Genomic DNA, 17180 nt, shown 5'->3' on the forward strand with positions numbered 1-17180 from the left:
GCCGTGATGTGCTTCGATCCCTCGCTGGCATCGGGGGGCGGGCGGGCTTCGGCTGCCCCCGGACCGGGCTGCGACACGGTCAGGGCGGCGGCACCGGGCGCATCGTCGGCGGCGGACCCGGTCAGCTTCACCCGGCAGGGCGGCGCATCCGCGGATTCGCACGGCACCACGGAGGTCAGGATCTATGCCCGCTCGACCCTCGACATCATCCATTTCCTCGGCGCGCTGACGAAGAACGGCACGGCGGTCGAACTCATCACCCCCGACGCCAGGTCGCCCGGATCGAGCGCCTTGGCCGACCGGCTGTTCGTCGTCAACACGGACTCGGCCAGCGCAGACGACTTCGTCTCCGTGGTCTATCGTGGCACGCGGTACAGCATCCCGATGCAGGCGACGTCCACGATCAGCATCTTCACCCTGCTGCGCCGGCTGGTGGCGCTCAGCACATCGCTGAATGCCCTGCCCGTGTCCAACACCGTGACCACCGTGGTGAATTGAGGCTGCCCCATGATGGACTTGCGTGTCATCGCGATCGCCAACCACGAGGGCGGTGCCGCAAAGCCGGCGACGGCCCCGCGCCCGCGGCCGAGATTGTCGCGATGCCTTGAATGAACGACTTGAGTTGGGGAAACCGCCATGGCGAAGCGCAGCACCATCCAGAACGATCCGCTCGGCGAGCCCGATCGGCCGACCGGCAAGGCCGTCAAGCTCGACCGGCCGGCCGGCGTGGCCGTCAAGCTCGACCAGCCGGCCGGCGTGGCCGTCGAACCGGCGGCCGCCACCGCGGACGCGCCCGGCCCGACCCGGACGGTCGCCGACCGCGGCCGCGCGATGGTCTCGACGCTGACGGACGTGGCCCGGAAAACCCTGGGCGGCAGACCCCGTGGCACCCCTGCCGAGCGGATGAAGCTCGTGGCGGGCGGACGGCTCGAACTGCTCGGTGGCGACTTCGGCGTCGGCCTCGTCCGGATCCGCCGCCTCGGGCCGGACGGACGTTTCGGTTTCGTCGCGCCGGGCGGGGAACAGGTCATCCTCGACGCCGAGGTCGTAGCGGTGCTGGGCTGGCCGGACCGCCAGGAGCAGCGCCTGCTGAGCGCCACCGGCTGGGCCTGGACCGTCGGGTCCGTCATCGGACCGGTGGGGGTGGCGCTGGGCGCCGGCCTCCGGCTGCTGCATCCCGGGCAGCGGATGCTCAACCTGCGGCTGCGCGACGGCCGGACGCTGGTGGCGCGGACCGACAGCGTCACGGTCGCCGGGCTCGACGCGCTGGCACTGATGGCGGGGGCCGACGTGGCATCGCAGCCCTCCTGAGCAGCATCAGGGCCGGATCCAGGTCTCCACGCGACGATTGATCCTGCGCCCGACCGGCGTATCGTCCTCGACGAGCGGCCTCTGCGCGCCGAGCGCGACGACGTCGCCGGGCGCAACCAGCCGACGCCGCAGTTCCGTCGCGACGATCTCGCCGAGCTGGCGTGAGACCCGCTCGTCTACGACCGGATCGCCACTTCCCTCGGAGAAGGCGATGTGCACGAGATGGTCGCCACGCACCTGCAGCATGCGGAGATACCGTGCCAGAAGGTCGAGGTCGTTGCTGGCCGTGCCGTCCACCATCGTCGTGCCGTCGTCGAATCGGATCGTCGTGCTGATGCGCAGGGCGTTGCGGGTCAATTCCTCGTAGCGCCCGGAACTGCGACGCTCGCCGCTCGGCAGGATCAGGGTCGGGCTCAGCTCCGACAGCCCGGCGGAGGTGATGGTGAACTGGGACGACACCTCGAGCGCCTGATCGAAGAAGGCCGAGACGTCGGCATTGGCGCCCCGGGGGTCGCGGTAGAGGTACAGTATCTGGCTCAGGGGATAGTCGCCGCTGGTCAGCTGGTAGCTGTCCGGCGGGGACACCTTGGTGTCCTCGCCGACGGTGACGCGCACCGTCTTCAGCACCTCGGGAACCACGAAGTAGCCGATTGCGTTCGGGTCGCCTGCCACGACTGACCGCATCTCCTCGAAGGTGGCGAACTGGCGGACCGTGGTCGCCACCGGCGTCGATCCCAGGACGACGCTGTCGAACAGCTGGCGCGTCGTCGATCCTTCCTGCCGGGTGAGCGCATGGATCGGGCCCGGCCTGCCGCCGAGTTCGGCCCAATCCGTCACCGTCCCAGCATAGATGTCGTGGAGCTGCCGGAAGCTCAGCGTCCCGACCGGATTGCCGGGATGGACCGCGATCAAGGCGGCGGCGCGCGCGATCGCGGCGGCGGCGTCGTTCGAGCCATCCTGATGACCGAGCATCGGCATGGCGCCGGCCTCCTGCGACGAGGGTTGTCGCCCGGCCATGGCGATGTCGATCTCGCCGGCATTGAGCAGGCGGAACGCCTCCTCGGTCGACGCGACGCGAACCAGGATCGACACCCGATTGCCGTTCCCCATGCGTCCGGAGATCTCGGTGGTCCAGGGCGGCGGCGCCGGGATGATGCCGATGGCATGGGCGCCCTTCCGTTCCAGGAAGCTCCGGGCGAGCGGCGTGGCGATGGTCATCGCTATGATCTCATCCCCGCCCAGCCGCAGCAGGACCTGATCGGTCTCTCCGTCCGCGTCGGCTGGGGGCGTCCCGGCCGCCCGACCCAGGCCGGTGCCGCCGATCCAGCCGATGGCAAGCAGCAGCACCGCTGCGACGAACCTGACGCCGCGTCTGCGGTCGAACTCCGTCCTGGCGCCCTTCGTCATTCATGCGCCCCGGTCTAGTGGGCGTTGAGCGGATCGCGCGGAAGCAGATCCGTCGAACCGGCTTGATCGGCGGCGGCGGGCGGGGGCGGGGCCTGCGCCGCGGGTGACGATGGCACGACGATCGATGCTCCCGATGTCGCCGGCGAACTCGTCCCGGCGGGGGGCGGCGCGACCACGGCTGGGTTGTCGGTGTTGCCGAGGATGATCGGCAGCCCGTCCTTGCCGCCGCCGCTCACGACGATCTTGCTGTTCGGCGAGTTGGCGAGAGCCTGGGTCGCATCGATGCCGCGCCACCTGAGATAGCCTTCGGTGATCCCTTGCGAGACGATGTCTTGGAATTCCTTGATGCCGCGCGCTTCGATGCGCTTTCGCTCGCTCTCCTTCGCCTCGAGCAGCAGGCGATAGTCATATTCCAGGCTGCGCTGCTGCATCTGGTTCTTGCGGTCGATCGCCTCCTCGACCGTGGGCGGCAGCTTGATCGACCGGATGAAGACGTCCTCGATCTCGATGAAGCCGCTTGGCGCCTGAGTGGCGGACCCGGGCGGGACGAGCGGTTGCAGCAGGCTCTGCTGCATCTCCTTCAGGATCTCGGTCTGCACCTCGGCGCGTCGGTACGAATAGATCTCCTCCGGCGTGTTCTGTCCCAAAATGTCGCGGGCGCGGGCGCCGATCGCCGCGGTCAGCAGCACGTCGGCATAGTTTTCGCCGACGGTCTTGTGCAGCAGCGGCACCTTGTCCGCGATCAGCTGGAAGCGGTAGGCGATGTTGACTGTGACCTTCAAGCCGTCCGTCGACAGCACGTCGAAATCGCGGTCGATTAGCTGCAGCCGCAGGTCGTAGATGTAGATCCTGTCCCAGGGCAGGATGATCGCAATCCCCTCGCCGATCGTGTGATCCAGCACCGTCCCGCCGAAGCGCTTCCACAGCACGCCGACATGCCCGGACGGGATGGTGAAGACCATCCGTGGCAGCAGCACGACCGCCAGGATGGCGAAGATCACCACGAACACCGCGGCCTCGGGCCCGTGCTCGAACAGGTAGCGTCGGATGCGAAGCCAGGCGCGCTTAAGCACGGGCGTTCTCCTGTCCAACGCTCACGATCCTGCCTTCTTCCATGTGCAGCCGCCTGTCCGCGCGATCGTAGTAGCGGTCGTCATGCGTGACCGCGATGACCGTGATGCCGCGATCCTTCAGCATTCGCAGCAGCTCATCGTAGAACTTCTGCCGGAAAATCGGGTCCTGATCGGCCGCCCATTCGTCGAGGATGCAGATCGGGCGGCGCTCCAGCATCGCCACGATTAGCGCCAGCCGCTTGCGCTGGCCGGCGGAGAGGTCGACCGTCGTGAATGTGTCGCCGGCGACGCCGGTCTTGGCGTCGATCTCGAACAGCCGCAGCAGCTCGTCGACCTCCGCCACGGCGTCCGGGTCGACCCCATAAGTCCGTTTGAACAGGTGGAAGTCCGAGAAGACCGCCGAAAACAAGGCCCGGTAAGACACGGCGTTGGCGTGGGTCACCGGCCGGCCGTCGACGGAGATGGTGCCTTGCTGCGGCAGGTACAGCGTCGTCAGCAGCCGCAGCAGGGTCGACTTCCCTGAGCCGTTGCCGCCGGAGATGAAGATCGTCTCGCCAGCCCGGATCGTGAGGTCGATGGGGCCGACCTGGAAGGCATACTGCCCCGGGGTTTCCTCGAAATGGAAGGTCACGCCGCGCAGCTCGATCCGCTGGAACGACGGTGCCGGGCTGGCGGCCTGGCCGTCCCAGTCCTCCCTCGGCCCGGCCGACTTCTCCAGCAGGCGTTCGAGCTCAAGGAGATGGGTGGCCGCCGTGTTGGCGTTGGCCAGGATCGGCACGGATCCGACCAGCCCGCCGAGCGGCCCGATGATGAACAGGATCACCGTCGTCGTCTTCAGCAGCGTGTCGCTGTAGGCGGTGGCGCTGCTCAAGGCCGGCACGACGAAGACCATCGTTCCCAGCAGCAGGAAGAAGATGTTCTGCGAGAAGATCAGGTTCTGGGCGAAGCCGAGATGGGCCTTGATGCGCAAGTCGGAGGCCTGCAACGAGGCCTTCACCAGGTCCTCGACCAGTTCGCCGCTGCGCCGGGCGTTGAGCTTGGCCTCCTTGAACCCGTCAAGGATACCGGTCATCAGCACGTCCAGCCCGTACTCCGCCTCGGTGGCGTCCTGGACCGCCTTGCTCGCGTGCCTCGCCCGGCCGAGATAGAGCACGATCGCCACGCCGACGAACCCGACCGCGAGCAGGAACGCGGTCATCGACAGGTACGCCAGATAGGCCATGGTGAACAGCACCAGCATGGACATCTGAAAGATCAGGGCGAGCGTCGCGCTGGACTGGGCCAGCGTCTGGATCTCCTTGCCCAGGCCGTTGTAGATCCGGGTTCGGCCGATGTGCTCGATGTCGGCGAGCTCGCTGTGCCGCACCGCCTCGACCAGGCGCGTGCGGATGCGGTGGATCAGGGACTCGACCTCCCTTGCCGCCTCGAACATCAGGAAGCGCTGTGAGAAGGTGTACAGGAGGACCACCCCGACGAACATCAGCGCCAGGACCGCGGTGCCGCCGCCGTCGCCGCTGTTGTTGGACTGGGGGTCGGCGGCCATGTTGATCAGCGCCAGGATCGCTGCGTTGCTCAATCCGGCGACGATCGCCATCAGCGCGATCCGTCGCAGGTTGCGCGCGGCGATCGAGCGAAGAATGGTGATGAGGGGCATGCTCTCCGGTCCAGCTGGACGATGCGTCTAGGCCCGGAGGCGCGGTCGGCGCGACAGCGCCGGCATCAGAGCGGTGCCCCGCAGCGATTGCAGGTGCGGATCGTATCAGCCGTAGCCGCTCCGCTGCCGCAGCGCCGGCAATAGGCCTGGTAGAGGCGCATCGCAGTTTCCTGCTCGACGAACCGCTTCTGGGTGGCGAGCAGGAAGAACAGGGGCACGATCGGCGTCAGCAGCAGCGACAGCAAGACATAACCGGCGAACCCGATCGAGCGCCTGCGCCCCGCGAACCCCACCACGACGCAGAGGGCGAGGTAGATGATAATGGTCATGATCCACTCTTCCCCACCGATGCCCGGACCGGGGCGGCTCCCGGGCATCCTAGCGAAGGCTGAGGGGATCCGGATGGATCGCCGACGGCCTCCGTCGATCGCATGCGCGACCAAGCAAGGCCGGCACCCTCGTGGCCGCGAGCCCACCCCACCAAACCTGCGGCGCCCCGGCTTTGGGAACGCCGATCCTATGACACTTCGACAGCGCCGACGACTCGGGGTCGCCGGAACCGGACGTCAGTCGGCCGTGGCCGCGCTGGCCTGGGCCGTGGCCGGCTTGGCTTCGCGCGCCGCGGCGAGCTGCTCGGCGTAATAGTCGCGCAGGTCGTTGGCGTTGAAATTCAGCAGGTTGCCGCCGGTCTCGAAATGCTGGATGAAAACCTTGCCCAGGGCGTAAGTGGTCGCTGCCGCGAGCGCAGGCTGCGTCAGTGTGCCGGCGATCTGGCCGACGATGGGAACGGCCTTGATCAGGCTGCTTATTGGGGCGCTCAGGACCACGGCGCCGCCGCCGCCGACGAGGGCGCCGATGACCGACTTCGCGGCGTCGCGCGAGAACGGCAGGCCATAGAGCTTCGACAGCGAGTGAACCATCTTCAGCTGGACGCCGGAAATCGCGGCCAGGTCGACGCCCGGGAGCGGTATCAGCCCGGCGCCCGCCGACCAGCCCATGTAGGAATTGACGATTTGCGAAGCCTCGAATTCCAGCGAAGGCTTCTGTTCAGCTGCATCCATGATGCTCTCCAAAGTCAGGGATCAACGTGGGCCGCACCGCTGGCTCACAAATGCTTACATCAATACGAACAAGATACCGGGTCATTGCCAGGATCGCAACGAAACAGCACCGAATGATGCCCCAGCCCTGAATAGCGATGCGGGGACCGGGCACGTCTCCACCATGGACCTCCTGGCGCGCGGCTTGCTGCAGAGTCCGACGGTCAGGAAAGTCTGGCGATCAGGCCGGTGCTGGGCGGCGAGGGGGCTGAGGTCGGCAAAAACGAAGTGATCGTTCGTCCTGCCGACGCGATCTTGCGCGCCGATTGACAGACAGATGTGATTTAGTAGCTTTCGGGAAGATACTGAATTCGTATAGTATGGTGAATACGGAATTTTATAATATTGCTCAAATTTGAGCAATATCGAGGATTTTTATCAGGCAACGTTATATTGGAATGGGTTAGCGGTCCTATGCCAAGAAGCAGTCGTGCCGCAGGGGATCGGCACCGGCACAGCGAAATTCGGCCTGCCCTTCAACTTCAGCGTCGCGGCGGATCGGTGCCGTAGGGATCCCAGTGCCGGAGGGCTGCCGGCGGATCTTGGAGGGGCGGAACGCGACCGGTTTCTGATTCGGCCGACCATCCAATACATGGTTCATCGACATATGCGCGGATCTAAGGAGGCTGCAATGCTTAGTGATCGTGACCTGACCATTTTCAACCGCAACGGCGTTGTTACCGTGCCATGCGCCTTATCGGTCGACGATATGACCACTATCGCGCAAGCGATAGATGCCCTTCCTCAGAATGAAGGAACAGTCCTGGAGAGCCACGGAAATGCAGTGCGGGGTCGACACGGTGACCATCTTCACAGTGCGACCTTGTCGGATCTGACGCGGCTCGCCATTTTCCGGAGGACGGCGGAAGTCATATTCAATGAGAGTGTCTATGTATATCAATTCAAGATAAATATGAAGTCGGCCTTTTGCGGCGAAGCATGGCCATGGCACAACGATTATGTCTTTTGGGGCCAGGAGGACGGCCTGCAACGACCCGACGCCGTGACCTTCGGCTTATTTCTCACTGAAGTCAGCGAATTCAACGGTCCGATGTATTTTGTTCCGAAATCTCATATCGAAAACTATAACGCCGGCGAGGGCACGTCGGCAGGTAGCGCAGTTGATGAACCGGAGGATCTGCACTCCTTCGTCGGAACCAACCTGAAATACACAATCGCACCCCAGCAGATCGCGCGGCTTGCGCGCGACAACGGAATGGCGGCGGCGCAAGGTCCGGTTGGCACGATTCTCCTCTTTCACAGTCAGACGGCCCATTGCTCGCCACCGAACTTGTCACCCTATCCTCGCAATATCCTGTTCATCACATACTGTCCGGTGACGAACGTGGCGACACGATCCATCCGCCCCCACTTTCTCGTCAGTCGCGACGCCACCCCACTGGAACCTCTTCCAAGAGAGCAACTGCTCTTGCATTGAGCAATCTCGACGGAACGCCGAAAGTACTCCTTCACGAAGGCAGGCCGGCACAGGCGGTGCCAGCCTCGACGGGTCCTTGGCGCTTATTATGGAAAATCAAATACCTATATAATACTTGAATAATAGAGTGGCACCAATTCCGTTGGTCGATGACTCAGGGCGGTTGTTGAAGTTGAGATGGCCGGAAAGGGCCTCGTCGCCCAACTTGGGAAAGCCGCACTGGCCGCCAATGCTTTCCCGAGGTATTGGACCTCCCAGATCCGCGACCAGCCGATCCACCTCGAACCCGGTCGGTCCAGCCTCCTGGCGGAGCCGCGACCGCGGCCGCTTCGGGGAGCCGAAATCGATGTCCAGTTCTGGGTACGCCACCAGGGCGCTACGCCAGCGCAGAAGGGCCGACTCCAGGCAATTTGGCCGGCGTCCGGATTGGTGAGGCGCCATCATTGGCCGGAAATGGCCCCAACGCGCCATTCGCCAGCTCGCGAGCATGATCGCGCTCACGGCAAGCAGAATCCTGGTTTGGGTCGATCGAAAGAATCGTTGTTTTGTAGCTCCGTGTTGCACCTCGTTGATCGTCGTGCCTCAAACGGGGTAGGTCGTGCCGACCTTGGATGCGGCGTGCGTGCTGTCCCGAGTAGCAACTTTTCGTACCGACGAGTGTTGGCGGCGCTGATCTCAGGATCGAGCGGGCCTCGTCATAGCGCTATGGCGAACACATAGTTCTCATCTTCATCCACCATGGGACGCCAGCGTTTCAACGACGCTGGCATGGGTCGTAGTGGTCCGGTTGGACCATTGCGGATCCGAATGCGACCAGTTGCCTGCCACAAGCCGCACCGATCACCAGCACGTCCGGGCGTTTCTGGGCGCCGCAGTACCGGCCGGTCGTGGCCGAGCGCGGTTCCCATCAGAATCTCATCATCGTCCCGTCCTGGCTGTTCAGGCAATCACGACGACCGTGAGGTCGGCGTCCAGCCCCTCGGCGCCTTCGGCGACATGGACCGAGGCGACGGTGCCAGCAACCGGCGCCTCGTGCGGAACCTCCATCTTCATCACCTCCATGATGAACAGCGTGTCGCCGGCCGCCACCGCGTCGCCGGGCTTGACCAGCGCCCTCCACAATGTTGTCCGCGGTCAGGGTCTTCACTTCGGTCGCCATGGTCCTGCGTCCCTGTCGTCAGAGGATTTCGATCGAGGCTTCGCCGCACAGCGCCCGCAGCCGGCGGGCCATGGCCTGGGCCTCGTCGACCGAGACAGCCTTGAAGGTGTAGACCTCGCCCGGCCGCGACTGGCCCAGCTTCCAGAACGCGGCCTGCGGCACGGTGTGGGGTTGATGAAGCCGCCCATCGACGGGCCGTCATTGACCAGGATGATCGGCGTCTGCCCGGCCAGGTTTGACGGCGCCCAGGGGATAGCCTTGGGCCATGAAGTTCTCATCTCGTTGCCGAACTCGATCAGCAGGTACCGGTCGCCCCCGGGCCGGAATGCGAAGACAATCCAACCCGCTGCACCATCAGACTTCTGGTCTCAGGAGACCGACGAGGTAGACACGGGCATCGTTCACAGTTCGTTGATTGGCATGGGGCGTGGCCCTGGTGCGATCGATACGGACGTTAGTAGCGTGTGCTTATCCAAACTCGAGCTTGGGCGATCCGCGACAACGTGCCCGCCGCGCATGCACACGATCCGATCTGCAATATCGAGCAGTTCTTCCAGATCCGAGGAGGTCAGGCAGATCGCGATGCCATCGTCGGCGAGTTCGCGTACCAATTGATGGATCGCCGCCTTTGCCTTCACGTCGACCCCGCGCGTGAAGTCGCTGAGCAGCAGGATTTTGGGACGCAGTTCCAGGCAACGACCGAGCAACAGGCGTTGTTGATTGCCCCCGGATAGCCGGCCCGCGAATTCGCGAAGCGCGCTGATGCGCACGCCGACCTGTGCCATGCGTGCGGATGCCTCCTGATCCATCCTGCCACGGTTGAGCCATCGAAAGCTGGGCATGCGGGAGACCGATGCCGTGTTGATATTGAAGGCCGCAGTGCGGTCGAGCCACACCCCGCTCCTCTTGCGATCGGGCGGCATATAGACCACGCCACGATTGATGGCCTCGCTGGGATGGCGAAAGGAGACCCGCACGCCGTCGACGTCGATCTGGCCATCAACGCGTTCGACACCGCCCAGCATCTCGAGGACTGCCGAGACGCCCGACCCTTCCAGCCCGGCGAGACCGACGATCTCGCCGGCACGCAAGGAAAGATCGACCGGCGCCAGCCGAGCCGACGATCCCTTGATAGCCATGATGACCTTGCCGCCTGGGCCGGCCCTGCGAACCGGCCTCAGTGCCTCGGCAGCTTCGCCAACCATGGCGCTGGTGATCGAGGGAATATCGACGTCGGCGGTACGCCAATGGCCAGCAACGTGGCCATCCCTCAGCACCGTGATGCCATCGGTGATCGCAAAAACTTCGTCGAGACGGTGCGAAACGAAGATGACCGCGGCGTCGTCCGCCACGATGGATCGGATCGCCGAGAACAGGCCCTCAGCCTCGGGCATCGACAGCGCCGAGGTCGGTTCGTCGAGGACAAGCACCCGGCCGCCCGAACAGAGGGCCCGGGCGATCTCCACAAGTTGGCGATGGGAAAGCGGCAACTCGTCGATCCGGCGACGCAGGTCGATCACCGCCCCGACACGCTTGAGCGTCGCCTCCACCTTCCGCCGGCGCAAGTGCCCGTCGATGAAGCTGAACGGCGCGGAGGGCAGGGCGCCGGCAAAGATGTTCTCTTCAACGGTCCGGTCGGGGAAGAGCATGAGTTCCTGATGGACCACCGAGATCCCAGCCTGCCGTGCCGCGGAGAGGGAACCCAGGGGAATTTCGCGCCCGGCAACGCTCAGGCTTCCGCTTTCGGGGCGGATCGCGCCTGACAGCACGCCAATGAGCGTGGATTTCCCGGCGCCGTTGGCGCCGAGAAGTCCGCGGACCTCGCCAGCCCTCACCTCGAGGAAGACATCGCTCAAGGCGCGGAATTCACCGAACTGCTTACTGATGTTTCGCGCGCTGAGCAGCGCGGCGCCGACATCTCCCATCATCCGCGGAACCGCTCTTCCCGGATGAGATATTGGTCGACATTGTCCTTGGTGACGACCTCGTTGGCGAGATAGTAGTTCCCGCCCGGCAGGTCGAGCCTGGGGGCCCCCAAGACGGCGCGCTGATAGGCATACATAATCGGCAGATAGCCTTGGAGATAAGGCTGCTGACCGATCGTCGCGTCGATATGGCCGTCCCTGATCAGTTCCAGCGTTTGATACAGCAGGTCGGTGCCCACAATGGGGATATTCTTCCCCTGGTTCTTACGCACCAGGCCAGCGGCGGCCGTGTCGGGACCGCAGAGCGGCATCATCGCAGCGAGGTCCGGATGCGCCTTGAAAATATCCTGGATGGTTCCGAGTTCGCTCGCCATGTCGGCTGGATTGGTGTTGTAGACACCGACAGCCTCCATGCCGCCTTGCTGCACGCCCTGCTTGGCGCCCTGGACGCGCAGGTCCAGGGCCAGTGACCCCGGGGCACAATTGGTCATGGCGACCTTGCCCTTGCCGCCGGCGAGCTTGGCGATTAACTCGCCCTGAGCGACCGCAGCAGCAACGAGATCCTGGCCGAAATAGAGCTCCCGCCCGCTCCTGGGGGTGTCGTTGTTGGCGGTGAGGACGAGCACTCCCGCCTTCGCAGCCTTCTTGATGGGTGCGATCCAGGCATCGGGCTCGAAGGCCACAACGACGATCGCTTGAAACCCTGTGTTCACCAATTGCTCGAACTGGGCAATCTGGTTGATGGTGTTGCCGTCGGGGACGCCGCCCCATTGCATCTCGATGCCGAGTTGAGCGCCTGCATCTTCCGCGCCCGCCTTGAGGGGGGCAAAGTAGGGGTTCGTCGTGCCGGCACAGGACACGGCCATTCTGATCGGCTTGCCGTAGAATTTGCTGACCCAGCCCTTCCAGTCATCGGCTTGTTGCGCCAGTGCCGGCGCACCAATCGCCGCCGCGGCGCCGATCGTGCCTGCTAGGCCCAAAAACTTGCCAAATTGGCGCCGGTCGAAGCCGTTCGATGCATCGTGCTCAGTCATATCATCCTCCTCTGGATCGGGCTGATTAGACGGGCCCGGCTGGTTTCTCTGTCTCGACGGGGTGCCTCATCCCTGCGGGTTGGCACCCGATCGCTTCGTCAGCCAGGTCAGCGCCATTGCGACAATCAGCACCAATCCGGAGACACCCTGCGACCAGTTCGGGGAAATACCCCAGAGCACGATCAGGTTCTGGATGATGCCGATGACACACAGGCCCAACAGCACGCCGAGGATCGAACCACGACCGCCGGTCAGCTTGACGCCGCCGATGATCGTGGCGGCGAGCACGGAGAGTTCGTAGCCGGTGCCGCCTGTTGGTCCTGCGGTCTGCAGGTAGGCGACGGCGCAAACGCCGGATAGTCCGGCCATCATCCCGGAAAAGGCCAGCAGCAGAATGCGCGTGCGTTCGACGTGAAAGCCGATCAGATGGGCAGCGTGCGGGTTGCTACCGATGGCCAGCAGCCTGAAGCCGGAAGATGTCCAGCGCAGCATGATTTCAACGATCACGGAGGATGCAAGGAACAGCAGCGTGATGTAGGAAATCTGCCCGACGCCGCCCTGGCCAAACCAGTCGAAGAAGCCGGGGATGTCCGGCAGGCCGCCGACCGGCGACCCATTGGCAAGGACGAGTGCCAGCGCCCGATAGATGCCGAGCGTTGCCAGGGTGACGACTACGGCCGGAACCTTAATGAGCTCGGCGACGATGCCGTTGATCAAACCGCAGACAAGACCTGTCACCAAGCCCGCGGCAATAGCGGCGACCACCGAGTAGTCGGCCTTGAGCAGCAACGCGGTGACGATCGAAGCGAGTCCGAACACCGAGCCCACCGAAATGTCGATCTCACCGGCCATCAGCGTCAATCCGACGCCGATGCTCAAAAAACCAAGGAAGGTTATGTTCTGGAGGATGCCGGTCAGGTTGCCGATGGTGAGAAAATACGGACTGCTGAAGGCGCCGACAACGCAGAACAACAGCACGGCGAGCGCGATGCCGAGTTCATCAAACGCGAGGCTGGCGATGCCGCGCCGCTTGGGGCCATCGATACCCGAATCCCGCGAACGTGCCATCGTCAGATCCGATTTCCGGTAACGAGTGGTGTGTCACAGGCCATAAAAGCGCTCGCCATTGTCGGCCCATATCTTCTGCTGGTCAGCGCGGGTGAGGTTGGCCATGAGGCCATCGAGCGTCGCGATCCAGCGTCCATAGTCGGCGACGAGGTTGACCACCGGCCAGTCGCTGCCGAACACCAGCCGGTCGGGGCCGAAGATGTCGATGATCGCGTCGACATAGGGTCTGAGCCGTGCGGGCGACCAGTCCGGGCCGTCCTCGGTCAGGATGCCCGAGATCTTGCAATGGACATGCCCGAGGTCGCGGAACTCTTCCATGTCGCGGCGCCAGGATTCGAAGGCGCCGTCGTGGATGGCCGGCTTGGCCATGTGGTCGACGATCACCGGCAGGGTCGGGTGGTGCTCGATGAACCGGACGGTGTTGAGGATGTGGCGCGGCTTGATGAGGGCATCGAAGCGCAGGCCGAGTTCGAGCATCATCGCGATGACCGGATCCAGCTCCGTCTTCAGGATCCAGTCATCCTCCGGCAGGTCCTGCAGATAGGGGCGGATGCCCTTGAGCTTGCGGAACCGGGCCCAGCCGCGCAGTTCCTCGGCCGCGCGCTCGCCGAGCAGATCGACCCAGGCGACGACGCCGCGGATGAACTCGTGCGAATCCGCCAGGCCGAGGAGGTAGGCCGTCTCGTGGATCGAGGACGCGGCCGAGACGAGAACGATGCCCTCGACATCGTTCGCCGCCATCAGCGGCCCGGCATCGCGCGGGCCATAGTCGCCGTAGAGCACCTTGAGGTCCGGCGACATCCAGAGCGCGTAATAGGGCTCCATCGCCAGCGTCCAGAAATGCATGTGGCAATCGATACGCCGCATGGTCGCCTCCGAATGTCTAGAAGATGCGAAGGCCCGCGAGCAGGCCGCCATCCGCGGTGAATTGCGATCCGGTGCAGAAGCCGGAGCGGGGGCTGGCCAGGAACGCGGCCAGCTCCGCGATCTCCCAGGCTTCGCCCAGCCGCTGCAGCGGCACCGGGCGAGCGAAGATCTCGTACATCTCCTCGACGCTCTTGCCCTCGCCATTGCCCTTGGCGAAATGCTCCTGCATCGGCGTGATGATCGAGCCCGGGCAGATCGTGTTGGCCCGGATCCTGTGCCTGGCGAGATCGACGGCAAGCGTGTGGGTGAAGGTGATGATCGCACCCTTGGTCGTCGCATAGGCGCAGACATTGGGGGTGTTCGAGGTCGCCTGGACCGATGAGACGGTGATGATCGACCCACCGCCGCGTTCGATCAGATGCGGCACGCCGTAATGGCAGGTCAGGTACATCGACTTGACGTTGACCGCGAAAGCCCGGTCCCAGGTCGCTTCATCCGTCTCCAGGACATCGCCGAGGGGATGGATGGCGGCCGAGCACATCAGGATGTCGAGTGCGCCGAAGTGCCCGACCGTGCCGGCGATGGCCGAGCGGACGAAGTCGGCCTGGCTGGCATCGCCATGGAAACCGATCACTTGGCGCCTGCCGTCGGCCGAAAGCTGCTCGGCAATGGAGAGCGTGTCTGCCGCATGACCGACAATGGCGACCTTGGCGCCACGGTCGGCCAGCAGCGTCGCGGACGCCAGGCCGATGCCGGAGCTGCCGCCGACCACGAAGGCGGTCCGGCCTTCGAATTCCCGATCCAGTGAAGGGTGCGTCATTCGGTGTCTCATCCGGTTTGCAGGCCTGCGGGCGGCGCGGCCTGGCGCTCAGCAGGGCTTCGAATGGGCGGCGATGGCATCTTCGGTGAGCGTGCAGCCGGCCCCCGGCATCTGTGGGCGGACGTAGTGGCCGTCCTCGACGCAGATCGGTTCGGCAAAGCAATCCTTGATCCAGGGGATGTATTCCAGCATTGGCGTTGCCGGGTGCCAGTATGAGAGATGGACATGCACCTGGCCCATGTCGCCGACATGCGCCACCACCGGCAGCCGGCTCGAATGGGCGGTGTGGGCGACCTGGATATATTCGGTGATGCCGGCGAGGCGGGTCACGTCGGGCTGCACATAATGCACCGCCCCCAAGGCGATGAAGGCGTTGAAGGCTTCCGCTGTGTAGAGCTGCTCGCCAAGGGCGATCGGGATCGAGGTCGAGCGTGCCAGCGCAACATGGGAGGCGATGTCGTCGTACCACATCGGTTCCTCGAACCAGAAAATGTCGAGAGGTTCGGCCCGGGCGCAGAAGCGCTGGCAGGTCGGCAGATCCCATTTGCCGTTGGCGTCGATGGCGATGGTGACGCTCGGCCCCACGGCCTGCCGCACCGCCTCGATCCGGCCGATATCGACCATCGGATCGGCATGACCGACCTTGAGTTTGAGGCGCCGGAACCCCTCATGCTCGATCGAGCGCAGGCTGCCCTCGACCAGCCTGTTCCGGGGGATGGAGAGCCAGCCGATATCGGTGTTGTAAGCCTCGAGCCTGTCGACGGTGGCGCCGCCGAGCAATTTCCACAGCGGCACTCCCGCCTGCTTGGCGCGCAGGTCCCACAACGCGATGTCGATGGCGGCGAGGGCGACATGGGTCACGCCGGCCCGACCCACCCATTGCAGGGCCGGATAGCGCGCCAGCTTTGCCCAGAGCCTGTTGCCCTCCTGGGCATCCTCCCCGATCAGCATCGGCGCATAGCATTCGGAGATGCAGGCGGTGATCAGCCGGTCGGAGGGCAGGTGCGCATGCGTGCCGGTGAAGCCATAGCCCTCCAGCCCGTCCTCGGTGACGATCTTCGCGCCGACGACGCCCCAATGGGTGATCGTGTGGGTGGAGTCCGAAATGGAATCCGTGTTGAGCGGGACATGCAGGATGAAGGGCTCGACCGATTTGATCTTCATGGCAGCTCTCAGGGCGTTCGGGACAGTGTTCAGCGCAAGGACTGACGGCTCAGCCGTTGCACGGCTTCGAGATTGGATCGGTCGATGACAGCGGCGCCGGCATCGAGGGAGGAGGGCAGCAAGCCGAAGCGCAGATAGAGCGCGAGCTGGACCACGGGGTAGAACCCCTGGGCGTAGGGTTGCTGGTCGATGGCGCAGTCGATGGACCCGTCCGCGATCAGGTCCACGATGCCGGGCGAGAGGTCGAAACCCGCGACATAGGGTCGGGACGGCACGAGCGACCTCGCGGCCAGGCCACACGCCTCGGTGTCGGCCTGGCCTGTCCCCAGCAGGGCCTGCACCGGGAAGCGCGCGATCGCCTCGCGCAGACGCCCGGCACCCGTCTCGGAATCCTGGCCCGTGCACAGGCGCTGCCAGGTGACGGCGTGATGCTGCAGCCCGGCCTGGACCCCGGCCAGGCGTTCCTCCAGGGCGCTCACGCCCTCGTCATGGACCGTGATGATGACATTGGCGCCTTTCGGGATCATGGCCGCGGCCCGCCGCCCCAACGCTTCGCCGGCGGCGTGGAAGTCCTGCGTGATGGAGCTGAGGTTGCCGCTCTTGCCGTCGGAGGCGTCGATGTTGAAGGCGACCACCGGGATGGACTTTGCCCCGGCCTCGGCAATCACCTCGGTGAAGGCGTGGGGGTCGCAGATGTTCAACGCGATGCCATCGACACCATCGGCGATGGCCTGGCGTGTCAGGCGCACCAGTTCGCCGGCATCCACGCCGGGGGTGCCGGCGAGGTTCGCCTCGACATCCATCGCAGCGGCCGCATCGTTCATGCCCCGGCGCACGACGGTGAAGAACTGCTCGTTCACCGCGATGGTCAGGAAGCGGAATCTGAGTTTGTTCTGACCGGAATTCATGACTCCGCTCCATCTGTTCCGAAGAGAACGGATCTTTATTGGTCGTTGTATTTTTTGGACCAGATATTATCCATCGAGTTGATCGTCGCGGGCGTGCCGATCCGGCCATTGACGAGGCAGCCCTTGTCGCCACATCCTGGATCCTCGCCCTTGGCGATGGCGATCAGAACGCGGTCGAGTTCGGCTGCGTGGCCATAGGTGTCCCAAAGGGCGGAATCGTCGAGATAGCCGCCTTCCATTGCCTTCACCGCC

General features: G+C 64.7%; 19 protein-coding genes. 3 read left to right on the forward strand and 16 right to left on the reverse strand.

The window, feature by feature from the left end:
- Positions 1 to 498: hypothetical protein (locus AC3XYG_RS26595; protein ID WP_489142889.1), on the forward strand; the 498-nt coding region annotated here is incomplete at its 5' end.
- A gap of 138 nt (positions 499 to 636) precedes the next feature.
- Positions 637 to 1311: a hypothetical protein gene (locus AC3XYG_RS26600; protein WP_489142890.1), complete on the forward strand. Its 675-nt coding sequence runs from the start codon at positions 637 to 639 to the stop codon at positions 1309 to 1311.
- 6 nt (positions 1312 to 1317) lie between these two features.
- Here AC3XYG_RS26600 and AC3XYG_RS26605 read toward each other — a convergent pair whose 3' ends face one another.
- The 5 genes from AC3XYG_RS26605 to AC3XYG_RS26625 form a co-directional block, all read right to left on the reverse strand.
- Entirely contained in the window at positions 1318 to 2718 is a 1401-nt protein-coding gene (locus AC3XYG_RS26605; RefSeq protein WP_489142891.1) for a substrate-binding domain-containing protein, read from the reverse strand.
- A gap of 14 nt (positions 2719 to 2732) precedes the next feature.
- On the reverse strand, positions 2733 to 3791 hold the full coding sequence (locus tag AC3XYG_RS26610) for a prohibitin family protein (protein ID WP_489142892.1): 1059 nt from the start codon (positions 3789 to 3791) through the stop codon (positions 2733 to 2735).
- Complete coding sequence (locus AC3XYG_RS26615; RefSeq protein ID WP_489142893.1) at positions 3784 to 5445, reverse strand: cyclic peptide export ABC transporter; 1662 nt, start codon at positions 5443 to 5445, stop codon at positions 3784 to 3786. Before AC3XYG_RS26615 ends, AC3XYG_RS26610 begins: the two co-directional genes overlap by 8 nt.
- Before the next feature lie 65 nt (positions 5446 to 5510).
- On the reverse strand, positions 5511 to 5774 hold the full coding sequence (locus AC3XYG_RS26620) for a hypothetical protein (RefSeq protein ID WP_489142894.1): 264 nt from the start codon (positions 5772 to 5774) through the stop codon (positions 5511 to 5513).
- Positions 5775 to 6011: 237 nt separating this feature from the next.
- Positions 6012 to 6506, reverse strand: coding sequence for a YcjF family protein (locus AC3XYG_RS26625; protein ID WP_489142895.1), 495 nt, complete (start codon positions 6504 to 6506; stop codon positions 6012 to 6014).
- A gap of 469 nt (positions 6507 to 6975) precedes the next feature.
- Between AC3XYG_RS26625 and AC3XYG_RS26630 the strand changes: the two genes are divergently transcribed.
- Entirely contained in the window at positions 6976 to 7983 is a 1008-nt protein-coding gene (locus AC3XYG_RS26630; protein ID WP_489142896.1) for a phytanoyl-CoA dioxygenase family protein, read from the forward strand.
- A gap of 96 nt (positions 7984 to 8079) precedes the next feature.
- Here AC3XYG_RS26630 and AC3XYG_RS26635 read toward each other — a convergent pair whose 3' ends face one another.
- The 11 genes from AC3XYG_RS26635 to AC3XYG_RS26685 form a co-directional block, all read right to left on the reverse strand.
- Complete coding sequence (locus AC3XYG_RS26635) at positions 8080 to 8484, reverse strand: hypothetical protein (protein WP_489142897.1); 405 nt, start codon at positions 8482 to 8484, stop codon at positions 8080 to 8082.
- 438 nt (positions 8485 to 8922) lie between these two features.
- Positions 8923 to 9105, reverse strand: a complete 183-nt coding sequence (locus AC3XYG_RS26640; protein ID WP_489142898.1) for a biotin/lipoyl-containing protein — start codon at positions 9103 to 9105, stop codon at positions 8923 to 8925.
- A 55-nt stretch (positions 9106 to 9160) separates the two neighbouring features.
- Complete coding sequence (locus tag AC3XYG_RS26645) at positions 9161 to 9304, reverse strand: hypothetical protein (RefSeq protein ID WP_489142899.1); 144 nt, start codon at positions 9302 to 9304, stop codon at positions 9161 to 9163.
- A 239-nt stretch (positions 9305 to 9543) separates the two neighbouring features.
- Positions 9544 to 11070, reverse strand: a complete 1527-nt coding sequence (locus AC3XYG_RS26650; RefSeq protein ID WP_489142900.1) for a sugar ABC transporter ATP-binding protein — start codon at positions 11068 to 11070, stop codon at positions 9544 to 9546.
- Positions 11067 to 12101 (reverse strand): sugar ABC transporter substrate-binding protein, encoded by a 1035-nt coding sequence (locus tag AC3XYG_RS26655; protein WP_489142901.1) that lies wholly within the window; start codon positions 12099 to 12101, stop codon positions 11067 to 11069. Before AC3XYG_RS26655 ends, AC3XYG_RS26650 begins: the two co-directional genes overlap by 4 nt.
- 66 nt (positions 12102 to 12167) lie before the next feature.
- On the reverse strand, positions 12168 to 13169 hold the full coding sequence (locus AC3XYG_RS26660; RefSeq protein WP_489142902.1) for an ABC transporter permease: 1002 nt from the start codon (positions 13167 to 13169) through the stop codon (positions 12168 to 12170).
- A gap of 33 nt (positions 13170 to 13202) precedes the next feature.
- Positions 13203 to 14036: an amidohydrolase family protein gene (locus tag AC3XYG_RS26665; protein ID WP_489142903.1), complete on the reverse strand. Its 834-nt coding sequence runs from the start codon at positions 14034 to 14036 to the stop codon at positions 13203 to 13205.
- A gap of 16 nt (positions 14037 to 14052) precedes the next feature.
- Positions 14053 to 14856, reverse strand: coding sequence for an SDR family NAD(P)-dependent oxidoreductase (locus AC3XYG_RS26670; RefSeq protein ID WP_489142904.1), 804 nt, complete (start codon positions 14854 to 14856; stop codon positions 14053 to 14055).
- 48 nt (positions 14857 to 14904) lie between these two features.
- Positions 14905 to 16020, reverse strand: coding sequence for a mandelate racemase/muconate lactonizing enzyme family protein (locus AC3XYG_RS26675; RefSeq protein WP_489142905.1), 1116 nt, complete (start codon positions 16018 to 16020; stop codon positions 14905 to 14907).
- Positions 16021 to 16049: 29 nt separating this feature from the next.
- Positions 16050 to 16880, reverse strand: coding sequence for a substrate-binding domain-containing protein (locus tag AC3XYG_RS26680; RefSeq protein ID WP_489142906.1), 831 nt, complete (start codon positions 16878 to 16880; stop codon positions 16050 to 16052).
- Between the two features lie 83 nt (positions 16881 to 16963).
- Positions 16964 to 17180, reverse strand: a 217-nt coding sequence (locus AC3XYG_RS26685) for a hypothetical protein (protein WP_489142907.1), incomplete at its 5' end; no start/stop codon positions are given.

It is taken from the genome of Inquilinus sp. (assembly GCF_057815775.1).